The organism is Nocardia cyriacigeorgica NBRC 100375 (assembly GCF_000308555.1).
In the GTDB taxonomy this organism is placed as follows: domain Bacteria; phylum Actinomycetota; class Actinomycetes; order Mycobacteriales; family Mycobacteriaceae; genus Nocardia; species Nocardia cyriacigeorgica.
Genome location: NZ_BAFY01000216.1, coordinates 20314 through 34264, shown reverse-complemented (window position 1 = coordinate 34264; position 13951 = coordinate 20314). Strand labels below are relative to the sequence as shown.

General features: G+C 70.0%; 1 protein-coding gene. It reads left to right on the top strand.

The window, feature by feature from the left end:
• On the top strand, positions 1 to 13819 hold a 13819-nt coding region (locus RJ05_RS22185; RefSeq protein WP_036540259.1), incomplete at its 5' end, for a non-ribosomal peptide synthetase.
• Positions 13820 to 13951: the final 132 nt, after the last annotated feature.

Sequence of the window (13951 nt, the reverse complement as noted above, 5' to 3'; positions counted from 1 at the left end):
ACTCGGTGAGATCGAGGCCGCGCTGACCGGGCTGGACGAGATCGCCCAGGCGGTCGTGCTGGTCCGCTCCGATGACCGCCTCGGCGACCAGCTCGTCGGCTACCTGGTGGCCACCGCGGGTCAGAGCATCGACCTGGAGAGCGTGCGCGCCCGCCTCGGCGCCGAACTGCCCGCGTACATGGTGCCGACGGCATTCGTGGTGCTCGATCAGTTCCCGCTCAACGCCTCCGGCAAGCTCGACCGCAAGGCGCTGCCCGCGCCGGTGTTCGAGGCCAAGGCGTTCCGTGCGCCGTCCACCCCGATCGAGGAGATCGTCGCCGGCACCTTCGCCGACGTGCTCGGTGTGGCCAGGATCGGCCTGGACGACGACTTCTTCGCCCTCGGCGGCAACTCGCTGCTGGCCACCCAGGTCACCGCGCGACTCGGCGCGGCACTGGACACCCAGCTGGCGGTGCGCGACCTGTTCGAGGCGTCCACCGTGGCCGCGCTGGCCAACCGGGTCGAGCGCAACGCCGGTTCCGGCCGGGCCCGCCCCGAACTGACCGCGGGGGAGCGGCCGGAGCGCATTCCGCTCTCGCCCGCTCAGCAGCGGTACTGGTTCCTCAACCAGTTCGACACCGCGACCTCGGCGGTGGACAACATTCCGCTTGCGGTGCGGCTGTCGGGCCGCCTGGATGTGGCCGCGCTGGAACAGGCCATCGGCGACGTCTTCGCCCGGCACGAGGTGCTGCGCACCATCTACCCGCGTTCGGCCGAGGGCCCGCACCAGGTGATCGGCTCGGCGGAGCGGTACGCCCCGCACCTGACGGTGATCGCGGTGCCGGAATCGCAGCTGGTGGCCAAGGTCATCGAATTCGCCATGACCACCTTCGACGTCACCGTCGAGGTGCCGCTCGCGGTGGCGCTGTTCCGCATCGTCGCCGACGACACCGGCGCCGCCACCGACGACCACGTGCTGGCCTTCACCGTGCACCACGTGGCCGCCGACGGCTCCTCGATGGGCCCGCTGGCCCGCGACGTGATGGCCGCCTATGTGGCCCGCGTCAACGGTGACGCCCCGCAGTGGGCGCCGCTGCCGGTGCAGTACGCCGACTACGCGCTGTGGCAGCGCGCGGTGCTCGGCGACGAGGACGATCCGGAATCGCTGGCCGCCAAGCAGGTCGCGTACTGGAAGGCCACGCTGGCCGATCTGCCCGATCAGCTGGAATTGCCCGCCGACCGGCCGCGCCCACCCGCGCAGTCGTTCCACGGCAAGGCCATCCGGTTCGAGATCGATCCCGAGCGGCACGCCCGCCTGCACGAACTGGCGCGGGCCAACAACGCCTCGCTGTTCATGGTGGTGCACGCGGCGCTGGCGGTGCTGCTGTCGCGGCTGTCGGGCACCGATGACATCGCCGTCGGCACCCCGATCGCCGGTCGCGGTGAGCGCGAACTCGACGACCTGATCGGCATGTTCGTCAACACCCTGGTGTTCCGCACCGCGGTGACGCCGGGCGCGCGCTTCACCGATCTGCTCGCCGATGTGAAGGAACGCGACCTGGAGGCGTTCGCCAACGCCGACGTGCCGTTCGAGCGGCTGGTCGAGGTGCTCAACCCGGTGCGTTCGACGGCCCGCAATCCGCTGTTCCAGGTGGGCCTGTCGTTCCAGAACCTGGCCGAGACCACCTTCGAGCTGCCCGGCCTCTCGGTCAGCGCGGTGAACTTCGATTCGCAGCTGGCCAAGACCGACCTGCACGTCACCCTGTACGACCGTTACGCCGACGACGGCACCCCGGCCGAAATCATCACCGAATTCGGCTACGCCATCGACCTGTTCGACGAGTCGACGGTGCAGAGCTTCGCCGACCGTTTCGTGCGGGTGCTCGACGCCGTGGTCGAGGACGCGTCCGTGCCGGTGGGCGAGATCGATCTGCTGGCACCGGCGGAGACCGAGCGGATCGTCACCGAGTGGAACGACACCGCGCACGAGGTCGACGCCTCGGCGACGCTGGTGTCGCTGCTGGATGCGACCGTCGCGGCGACCCCCGAGGCCGTCGCGCTGGTCGCCGACGAGCCGACCGGCATCCGCGAGATCACCTACGCGGAGCTGGACGAGCAGGTCAACCGCCTGGCCCGCTACCTCATCGGACGCGGAGTCGGCCCGGAGGACCGGGTCGCGCTGGCCATCCGGCGCAGCGCCGATCTGGTGATGGCCATGTACGCGGTCGCCAAGGCCGGTGCCGCCTATGTGCCGATCGACCCGGATCAGCCGGCCGAACGCACCGACTACATCCTCGCCACCGCGGCACCGGTCTGCGTGCTGACCACCGCGCGCGACGATTTCCGCACCGACGCGGCCGAGACCGTGCGGATCGACGAGCTGGACCTGTCCAGCGCCGCCGCCGCACCGGTGACCGCTGACGAGCGGCGGGCGGAGCTGACCCCGGCGCATACCGCCTACGTCATCTTCACCTCGGGTTCGACCGGTCAGCCCAAGGGCGTGGCGGTGCCGCACCGCGCGATCGTCAACCAGTTGCTCTGGGAGACGGCCGAATACGCGCTCGACGCCGACGACGCGATCCTGCTGAAGACGGCCGCCACCTTCGACCTGTCGGTGTGGGAGTTCTGGACCGCCGCCGTCTGCGGTGGGCGTCTGGTGATCGCCACCGCCGACGGGCACCGCGATCCGTCCTATCTCAACGAGCTGATGCGCGGCACCGGCGTCACCACGCTGCATGCGGTGCCGTCGATGCTGGACGCGCTGCTCACCGAGTCCGGCGGAGCCCTGCCCGCGAGCCTGCGCCGGGTGCTGGCCATCGGTGAGGCGCTGCCCGCCGCGACCGCCCAGCGCTTCCTCGCGGCTAACAGCACCGAGCTGTTCAACCTCTACGGTCCGACCGAGGCGGCGGTGTCGATCACCAGCCACCGCGTCACCACGGCCGACGAGCTGTCGGTGCCGATCGGTGCGCCGGAATGGAACAGCCGGGTCTACGTACTCGACGCCAGGCTGCGGCCGGTGCCGGTGGGCGTGTCCGGTGAGCTGTACCTGGCGGGCACCCAGCTCGCGCGCGGCTACTTCGGCCGTGCCGACCTGACCGCCGATCGCTTCGTCGCCGATCCGTTCGGCACGGGCGAGCGCATGTACCGCACCGGCGACCTGGTGGCCTGGAACAGCGACGGCGAGCTGGAGTACCGGGGCCGCACCGACTTCCAGGTGAAGATCCGTGGTTTCCGCATCGAGCTCGGCGAGATCGAGGCCGCGCTGCTGCGTCAGCCGAACATCACCGCCGCCGCGGTGCTCGCGCACACCGACCCCAACATCGGTGACCGACTGGTGGCCTATGTGGTCTCTGGTGACGGTGCGGTCGAGCAGCGGCAGTTGCAGGCGGCGCTGGCGGCGGAACTGCCGTCGTACATGGTGCCGTCGGTGGTGGTCGAGCTCGACGCGCTGCCGTTGAACGCCAACGGCAAGCTGGACCGTAAGGCCCTACCGGAGCCGAGTTTCGAGAAGGCGGTGTTCCGCGCGCCGACCACACCGATCGAGCAGATCGTGGCGAATGTTTTCGCCGAGGTGCTGCGGATCGCCGACCGGCCCGATTCGGAGGACAAGCGCCTCGGCCTGGACGACGACTTCTTCGCCTGGGGCGGCAACTCCCTGCTGGCCACCCAGGTGGCGGCCCGGCTCGGCGAGGCGCTCGACACCCGGGTGCCGGTGCGGCTGCTGTTCGAGGCCTCCACGGTGGCCGCGCTCGCGGTGCGGGTGGAGCAGCATGCCGAAGTGGGCGGGCGTAAGGCGTTGGTCGCCGGTCCGCGTCCGGCGGAGATCCCGCTGTCGCTGGCGCAGCAGCGGATGTGGTTCCTCAACCGCTTCGACACCGACTCGGCCGCCTACAACGTGCCGATTGCGGTGCGGTTGAGCGGCGATCTGGATATCGCGGCACTGCGCGCGGCCATCGCGGACCTGGTCACCAGGCACGAGATCCTGCGCACGGTCTACCCGCAGCACGACAGCGGTCCGGTGCAGGTGATCCTGCCGCCGAACCGGGCGATCCCGCGTCTGGACGTGCGGGTGATCCCGGCGGATGAGATCGAAGCCGCCGTGGTGGAGCTGACCTCGACCATCTTCGATGTCACCACCGAGGTGCCGATGCGGTTGGCGCTGTTCCAGGTCGCGGACGAGGACGGTTCCGCGCGTAGCGAATACGTGCTGGCCATGGTCGTGCACCACATCTCCGGTGACGGCTCCTCGGTCGGCCCGCTGACCAGGGACCTGATGACCGCCTACGCGGCCCGCTCGGGCGGCGAGGCGCCGAACTGGGCGCCGCTGGCGGTGCAGTACGCCGACTACAGCATCTGGCAGCGTGAGCTGCTCGGCGACGAGAACGATCCGAAGTCGCTGGCCGCCAAGCAGGTCGCCTACTGGGCCGATGCCCTCGCCGATCTGCCCGATCAGCTGGATCTGCCGTCGGACCGTCCGCGTCCGGCCGTGCAGTCCTTCGCCGGCGGCAAGGTGGAGCTGCACGTCGACGCCGACACCCACCGCGCGCTGATCGAACTGGCCCGCGCCGAGGGCGCGACGCTGTTCATGGTCGTGCACACCGCACTCGCGGTGCTGTTGTCGCGGCTGTCGGGCACCGACGACATCGCCATCGGCACCCCGATGGCCGGTCGCGGTGAGGCCGTGCTCGACGATCTGATCGGCATGTTCGTCAACACGCTGGTGTTCCGCACCCGCTTGGACGCCGGCGAGCCGTTCACCGAGCTGCTCAACCGGCAGCGCGATATCGACATCCAGGCCTTCGCCAATGCCGACGTGCCGTTCGAGCGGCTGGTCGAGGTGCTCAACCCGGTGCGCTCGACCGCGCGGCATCCGCTGTTCCAGGTGGGTCTGTCGTTCCAGAACCTGGCCCAGGCCAGCCTGGAACTGCCCGGGCTCGCGGTGTCGGGGCTGGATATCGACACCCAGCTCTCGCAGTTCGATCTGCACCTGATCGCCACCGACCGTTACGGCGACGCGGGTGAACCCGCCGGCATCACCGGCTTCTTCACCTACGCCACCGATCTGTTCGATCACGGCACCGTGCAGGGCTTCGTCGACCGGTTCGCCCGCCTGCTCGGTGAGATCGTCGCCGCGCCGCGCACCCCGGTCGGCGATATCGAACTGCTCGACAGTGCCGAGCGCAGCCATCTGGTGGCGGGCCGCAATGCCACCGAGCATCGGGTCGACACCGAGGCCACACTGGTCTCGCTGCTCGACGCGACCGTGGCGGCGGCGCCGAAGTCGGTCGCGCTGGTCACCGACGACGGCACCCAGCTCACCTACGGTGAACTCGACGCGAAGGTGAATCGCCTTGCGCGGCACCTGATCTCGCTCGGCGTCGGTCCCGAGTCTCGGGTGGCGCTGGCGCTGCGGCGTTCGGTGGATCTGGTGGTCGCCATGTACGCGGTGACCAAGTCCGGTGGCGCGTATGTGCCGCTGGATCCGGATCAGCCGGCCGAGCGCACCGGCTACATCCTGGAGACGGCCGCGCCGGTGTGCGTGCTGACCAACGCCGACGCCGAGTTCGATTCGGATGCGGCGCCGGTCATCTCGCTCGACGAGCTGGACCTGTCCGCACTCAGCGATGCGCCGGTCACCGACGCCGAGCGGGTGGCGCCGCTGCTGCCGCAGCACACCGCCTACGTGATCTTCACCTCCGGTTCGACCGGCCGCCCCAAGGGTGTCGCGGTACCGCATGCGGCCATCGCGAACCAATTGCAGTACAAGGTGGCCGAATTCGGGCTCGACGCCGCGGACGCGGTGCTGCTGAAGACGGCGGCGACCTTCGACCTGTCGGTGTGGGAGTTCTGGTCGGCGGCGGTCTGCGGTGGCCGGTTGGTCATCGCCGCGCCCGACGGCCACCGCGACCCGGCGTACCTGAACGAGCTGATGGCCCGCGAATGGGTGACCACCCTGCACGTGGTGCCGTCCATGCTGGACGCGCTGCTGACCGGTGAGCTGCCGGATTCGCTGTGGCGGGTGCTGGCCATCGGTGAAGCACTGCCCGGTTCGCTGGCCCAGCGGTTGCGCGAGTCGCATCCGCGCACCGAGCTGTTCAACCTCTACGGCCCGACCGAGGCCGCGGTCTCGATCACCACCCACCGGGTCGGCGCGGCCGATATCGCCTCGGTGCCGATCGGTGTGCCGCAGTGGAACAGCCAGGTCTACGTGCTGGACGCCCGCCTGAACCCGGTGCCCGACGGTGTGGCCGGTGAGCTGTACCTGGCCGGCGCGCAGCTGGCCCGCGGCTACTTCGGCCGCGCGGACCTGTCCGCGGAACGGTTCGTGGCCAACCCCTTCGGCACCGGCGAACGCATGTACCGCACCGGTGACCTGGTGGCCTGGAACCGCCACGGCGAGCTGGAGTACCGGGGCCGCACCGACTTCCAGGTGAAGATCCGTGGTTTCCGCATCGAGCTCGGCGAGATCGAAGCGGCGCTGCTGGCGTTGCCCGAGGTCGCGCAGACCGCGGTGGTGGCCAAGTCCGATCCGCGCACCGGCGATCGCCTGGTGGCCTACCTGGTGCCGTCGGCGGGCGCGGCCACACAGGTGGACGAGGTCGGGCTGGAACGGCAGCACGGCGGTCTCGAGGTGGCGCAGGTGAAGTCGGCGCTGACGGCGGCCCTGCCGTCGTACATGGTGCCCTCTGCGTTCGTGGTGCTGGACGCGCTGCCGTTGAACGTCAACGGCAAGCTCGACCGCAAGGCGCTGCCGGAGCCGGAGTTCGAGGTCCAGGAATTCCGTGCGCCGTCGACCCCGATCGAAGAGATCGTGGCCGGTGTGTTCGCCGAGGTCCTCGGGGTGCAGCGGGTCGGTGCCGACGACGACTTCTTCGCCCTCGGCGGTAACTCGCTGCTGGCCACGCAGGTCGCGGCCCGGTTGGGTGCGGCGCTGGACGCTCGGGTTCCGGTGCGGACGCTGTTCGAGGCGTCCACCGTGTCCGGGCTCGCGGTCAAGGTCGAGCAGCATGCCGGCGCCGGTGGCCGCCGGGCGCTGGTCGCGGGTCCGCGCCCGGAGCAGGTGCCGCTGTCGCTGGCACAGCAGCGGATGTGGTTCCTCAACCAGTTCGACACCGCCTCGGCCGTCAACAACATCCCGGTCGCGGTGCGGCTGAGCGGCGACCTCGATGTGGATGCGTTGCAGCTGGCCGTCGCCGATGTCGTCGGCAGGCACGAGACCCTGCGCACCGTCTACCCCGAACAGGGCGGCGCCGCGCATCAGGTGATCCTGCCCGCCGATCAGGCGGTGCCGGACCTGACGCCGGTCGCGGTTGGTGCGGCGGAACTGCGTGAGCGGATCGTCGAGGTGATCTCGGCGGGCTTCGACGTGACGGTGGAAGTGCCGTTGCGCGCCAAGCTGTTCCAGGTGGACAACGCCGATTACGTGCTCGTGTTCGTCGCCCATCACATCAGCGCCGACGGCTGGTCCATGGGTCCGCTCACCCGCGACGTGATGGTGGCCTACGCCGCCCGCGCGAACGGTGTAGAACCGGGCTGGGCGCCGCTGCCGGTGCAGTACGCCGACTTCAGCATCTGGCAGCGCGAGGTGCTCGGCTCGGAATCGGATCCGGAGAGCCTGATCAGCCAGCAGGCCGACTACTGGCGCGCCGCGCTGGCCGGACTGCCCGACGAGCTGAACCTGCCCGCCGACCGCACCCGGCCAACGGCCCAGTCGTTCGCCGGTGGCCGCGTGGTGTTCCCGATCGAGGCCGAGCTGCATCGCAAGCTGGCCGAGGTGGCCAGGGAGCAGAACGCGACCATGTTCATGGTCGTGCACGCCGCGCTCGCGGTGTTCCTTGCCCGCATGTCCGGCACCGACGACATCGCCATCGGCACCCCGGTCGCCGGTCGCGGTGAGGCCGAACTCGACGACGTCATCGGCATGTTCGTCAACACGCTGGTGCTGCGCTCGCATGTGCGCGGCGAGCTCACCTTCGGGGAGCTGCTCGCCGCCACCAAGGACGCCGACCTGCAAGCCTTCGCGCACGCGGATCTGCCGTTCGAGCGGCTGGTGGAACTGCTCAACCCGGAGCGTTCGACCGCGCGCCATCCGCTGTTCCAGGTGGCGCTGTCGTTCGAGAACCTGCCGGACACCAGCTTCGAGCTGCCCGGCCTGCACGTCGAGGCCGTCGATTTCGACGTCGACACCGCCAAGTTCGATCTGTCGCTGACCATCCGCGAGGCCGCGGGTGACGACGGCGCCGGCATGTACGCCGAATTCTCCTTCGCGCGTGACCTGTTCGACGACGCCACTGTCGAGGTGTTCGCGCAGCGCTTCACCAGGCTGCTCGAATCCATCACCGCCGCACCGCAGCAGCCGGTGGGCGATCTGCCGATCCTGGCCGACGCCGAATACGAGCTGCTCACCCACGTGCACGGCGAAGACGTGATGGCCACCGGCCTGCTGCCGGATCTGCTCACCCACGGCGCCCGGATCAACCCGGACCAGATCGCGGTGCGCTACGAGGGCCGCTCCATCACCTACCGCGAACTCGACGAGTACTCCTCGCGCCTGGCGCGGGTGCTGATCGACCGCGGGGTCGGGCCGGAGCGCATCGTCGCGCTGTCGTTCCCGCGCTCCTACGAGATGGTGGCCGCGTTCTGGGCGGTGGCCAAGGCCGGCGGCGCGCACGTGCCGGTCGACCCGACATATCCGGAAGACCGGATGCGGCACATGGTCACCGACTCCGGTGCCGTGCTCGGCCTGACGGCTCGCCGGTACCTGGACCGGCTGCCGCACGAGGTCGAGTGGCTGTGCCTGGACGATCCGTCCACCGATGAGCTGATCGACGCGCAGTCGCCCGCACCGGTCACCGATGACGACCGGATCAGCTCGCTGGCGATGCGGCACCCGGCCTACGTCATCTACACCTCCGGCTCGACCGGTCTGCCCAAGGGCGTCATGGTCACCCACGCCGGTATCGGCGGTTTGGCCGATGTGGCGGCGGATCTGTACCACCTGGAATCGCACCACCGGTTCCTGCACATCTGCTCGCCCAGCTTCGACCCGTCGGTGCTGGAATGGGTGGTCACGCACTACACCGGCGCCACCTTGGCCATCGTGCCGTCGCACATCATCGGCGGACCGGACCTGGCCGAACTGCTGCGCACCGAGCGGGTCACGCACTCGGTCATCACCCCGGCGGTGCTCGGCACGGTCGACCCCGAGGGTCTGGACGAACTCGAGGTCGTCTCCGTCGGCGGCGATGTCACCACCCAGGAACTGCTGGACAAGTGGGAGCCGGGCCGTAAGTACTTCAATGCCTACGGTCCCACCGAGACGACGATCATCTCCTCCTACGCGCGCCTGACCGCGGGCCGCCACGTCACCATCGGTTTCCCGGTGCACGGCATGACCGCGCTGGTGCTCGACGCCCGCCTGAACCCGGTGCCGCCGGGTGTGGCCGGTGAGCTGTACCTCGCCGGTGGTGCGCTGGCGCGTGGGTACCACAACCGCCCCGATCTCACCGCGGACCGGTTCGTCGCCAACCCGTGGAGCAGCGAGGGTGCGCGGATGTACCGCACCGGTGACGTGGTGCGCTGGTACGCCGAGCCGGAACAGCGCGCGGGTAATGCGGCTGTGGACGCCGTGAAGTGGGAACTCGACTACGTCGGCCGTTCGGACTTCCAGGTGAAGATCCGTGGCTTCCGGGTCGAGCTCGGCGAGATCGACACCGCGCTCGGCAAGCATCCCGACGTGGAGTTCGCGATCACGCTGGGCCGTGAGACCGATGCGGGCGCGACGATCCTGGTGTCGTATGTGCTCGCGACCCCCGGCCACGAGATCGACACCGAGCGGCTGACCGAGTTCGTCTCGCGCTCGCTGCCGCCGCACATGGTGCCGTCGGCGATCGTGGTGCTCGACGAGATCCCGCTGACGCCGGTCGGCAAGCTCGACCGCAAGGCGCTGCCGGAACCGCAGCTCGCGCCGCGCGAATTCCGGGCGCCGGTCACCGAGGTCGAGGCGATCATCGCCGAGGTGTTCGCCGAGGTGCTCGGTGTGGACCAGATCGGTGTGGACGATTCGTTCTTCGCCCTCGGTGGCGATTCGATTCTGTCCATCCAGCTGGTGTCGCGGGCCAAGGCACGCGGTGTGGTGTTCACCCCGCGCGATGTGTTCGAGCGGCGCAGCGTGGCCGCGCTGGCCGAGGTCGCCACGCTCGGCGCGGCGCCGGGCCAGATCCGGCTCGAGGAGCTGCCCGGCGGCGGAGTCGGCGATATCCCGCTGACGCCGATCATGGCGCAGATCCTGTCGGGCGGCTCGTCCTTCGACCGGTTCTCGCAGTCCATGGCGCTGCGGCTGCCCGACGGCATCGACCGGCAGACCCTGGTCGCCACCATCGCGGCCGTGTTCGACCACCACGACGTGCTGCGCTCGCGGCTGCGTCGCGAGGGCGAGTCGTGGACGTTCGAGGCGCTCGAACGCGGTGCGGTCGACGTCGACGCGCTGGTGCATCGGGTCGACGCGCCCGCCGGCATCACCGAGGCCGAACTCACCGAACTGGCCACCGCCGAATTCGACGCTGCCCTTGGCAGGTTGGATCCGGCCGGTGCCGCGATGGCGCAGTTCGTCTGGTTCGCCTTCGACGGCGACCGCCGCGATGTGCTGCTGATCGTCGCCCACCACTTCGTGGTCGACGGCGTGTCCTGGCGCATCCTGATCCCGGACTTCGCGGTGGCGTGGTCGCAGCTGGCGGCCGGTCAGCCGGTGAGCCTGCCGGCCAACGGCACCTCGATGCGGCGCTGGGCGCACAGCCTGGTCGATGCGGCCGCCGAACCCGAGCGGGTCGCGGAACTGCCGTTCTGGCAGCAGGTCACGGCCACACCCGATCCACAGCTCGGCGCGCGGGCATTCGACCCCGAGGTCGACACCTTCGCCACCGTCGAGCGGGTCGAGGTGTCGCTGTCGGCCGAGGTCACCGATGCCGTGCTCACCGCGGTGCCGAGCCTGTACCGCGGCGGCGTCAACGACGGCCTGCTGTCGGCGCTTGCCATGGCGGTCGCGCGCTGGCGCGGCGGCGATGCGGCGCTGATCAAGCTCGAGGGCCACGGTCGTGAGGAAGAGGTCGTGCCGGGTGCGGACCTGTCCCGTACGGTCGGCTGGTTCACCGCGGCCTACCCGGTGCGGCTGGCCCTTGGCGGCGCCGATCTCGACGACGCCTTCGCCGGCGGCGCCGCGCTCGGGGCGATCGTCAAGTCGGTCAAGGAGCAGCTGCTGGCCGTGCCTGACAAGGGCCTCGGCTACGGCATGCTGCGCTACCTCAACGACGAGACCGCCGAACAGCTCACCGGCGGTTCGACCGGCCAGATCAGCTTCAACTACCTGGGCCGGATGTCGGCCGGTGAGATCCCCGAGGAACTCACCGAAGTCGGCTGGGTGCCGGTGGACGATCTCGGCCGCCTCGATGTCGAGATGGATCGGGACATGCCCGCCAACGCGGTGCTCGACATCAACGCCATCGTCACCGACGGCGCCGACGGACCGGAGCTGGGTGCGTCGCTGGCGTTCCCGTCCGGGCTGCTGACCCGCGAACAAGTGCGCGAGTTCGCCGACCTGTGGGTGGCCGCGCTCGAAGCGCTGGCCGCGCATGCCCGCCGCCCGGACGCCGGTGGTTTCACACCGTCGGATATGGCGCTGGTGCACGTCGGCCAGAGCGATCTGGAGCAGTGGGAGCGCCAGTTCCCGGCGCTGTCCGAGGTGTGGCCGCTGTCGCCGCTGCAGTCGGGTCTGCTGTTCCACGCGCTGATGACGCAGGCCACCGTCGACGTCTACACCATGCAAGCGGTGGTGGATCTCGGTGGCAGCCTGGATGTTTCGCGGTTGCGGGCCGCGGCGCAGGGCATCATCGACCGCTACCCGAACCTGCGCACGGCCTTCGTCACCGATTCGTCGGGGCAGGTGGTGCAGGTGGTGCTGGACAAGGTCGAGGCGCCGTGGACCGAGGTGGACCTGCGCGAGCTGCCCGAGGCCGAGCGCCTCGGTGAATTGCAACGCAGGATCGCCGCCGATCAGGCCACGCACTTCGATATGGCGGTGCCGCCGCTGATGCGGTTCACCCTGTTCCGCACCGGCGAGACCCAGTGGCATCTGGCGATCACCACCCACCACATCCTGCTCGACGGCTGGTCCATGCCGCTGCTCATGCGGGATCTGCTGGTGCTGTACGCGGTGCGCGGCGATCAGACCGCGCTGCCGCGGGTGGCCTCCTACCGCAACTTCCTCGGCTGGCTGGCCGGGCGTGACCGCGAGGAATCGCTGCGGGCCTGGGCGCGGGCGCTCGACGGTCTGGGCGAGCCGACCCAGCTGGCGCCGCAGCCGCGCGGGGTCGAGGACTACTCGATCGGCAAGCTGATCACCGAGATCGACGCCGACCGCACCCGCAAGCTCACCAAGCACGCCGCCGAACTCGGCGTCACGGTGAACACGCTGGTGCAGGCCGCGTGGGGCATCCTGCTCGGCAGGCTCACCGGCCGCGGCGACGTGGTGTTCGGCGCGACGGTGTCGGGTCGTCCCGCGGAGCTGCCCGGCGTGGAGTCGATGGTCGGCCTGTTCATCAACACGCTGCCCGTGCGGGTGCGCATCGATGATCGCCAGAACGTCGGCGAACTGCTGGAAGGTTTGCAGCACGAGCAGGCCGATCTGCTCGACCACCACTACATCGGGCTGACCGATATCCAGCGGGTGGCCGGGCCTGCCTCGCAGTTCGACACGCTGCTGGTGTTCGAGTCGTATCCGATGGACAAGGAAGCCATTTCGGCGGCCAGCTCCATCGACGGCATGTCGGTGACCGGTGTCGGCGTCAACGATGCCACGCACTATCCGCTGACCCTGCTGGTGACCGCGGAGTCGACCATCGAGCTGACGCTGAAGTACCTGCGCAGCCGGTTCACCGCCGAGGAGGTCGAGGTGCTCTCGACCAGGTTGCAGCGGGTACTCGACGCACTCGTCGGCGACCCGGCCGGACTCGTCGGCGATATCGACATCCTCGATGCCGGGGAGCGGGCCCGCCTGCTCGCCGACTCCGGGATCGCCGCCGCGACGGCCGCACCGGAACCGGTCGGCCGGGTCGGCGCCCGCACTGTCGCCAAGGTGCTGGCCGAGGTGGTCGAAGAGGATCCGCAGGCGCCCGCGCTGCTCGCCGGCGACGAGGAGATCGCCTTCCAGGTGCTGGACCGCCGGTCCTCACAGCTGGCGCGACTGCTCATCGCCCGCGAGGTCGGCCCCGGTGACGTGGTCGCGGTGACGCTGCCGCGTTCGGTGGATTCCGTGGTGGCGGCCTGGGCAGTCCAGAAGGCAGGCGCCGCCCTGCTCTTCGCCACCGGCCTGTCCGCCGAGGAGATCCGTTCCGCCGGAGCGGCATTCGTCATCGGCACGACCGACGGCTTGCCGGGTCTCGACCCGACAGATCCCGAGATCGCCGCCGAACTCACCGCCGCCCCCGGCCACCCGGTCTCCTACACCGACCGAGCCCGCCCCCTCGGCGAAGACCACCCGGCCGTCGTCCTGCTCACCGACGGCGTACCCGAGGTCCTGACCCAGACTCAGGCACTCGACCGCGCCGAACACCTGCGCGAGGTGAACGAGATCGACTACGAGTCGGCCACCTTCACCACCGCGGGCGCCGGCCGCGCCGCCGTCGACGAGTTCCTGACCTCCGCCACCGCCGGCGCCCTCTCGGTCCTCCCGACCGGTGCCGACCCCGCCGACGACATCGCGGACGGGGAAGTGACGCACTGGTTCGTGGTCTCGGGCGAGGGGGCCGATGGGGTTGGGGATGTGCGGATCGTGGGCGAAGGGTAGTCGCCGGCGCGAGCCGGTGTGAGGCGATGATCGAGCCCTCACACCGGCTCTGCCCGCTGACCTTGCCGGGTACCCGGGCGCCGAACTCGGGTGAGCGCTCACGGTGTTCAGCTTGCTGGCGCTATTGTGTCG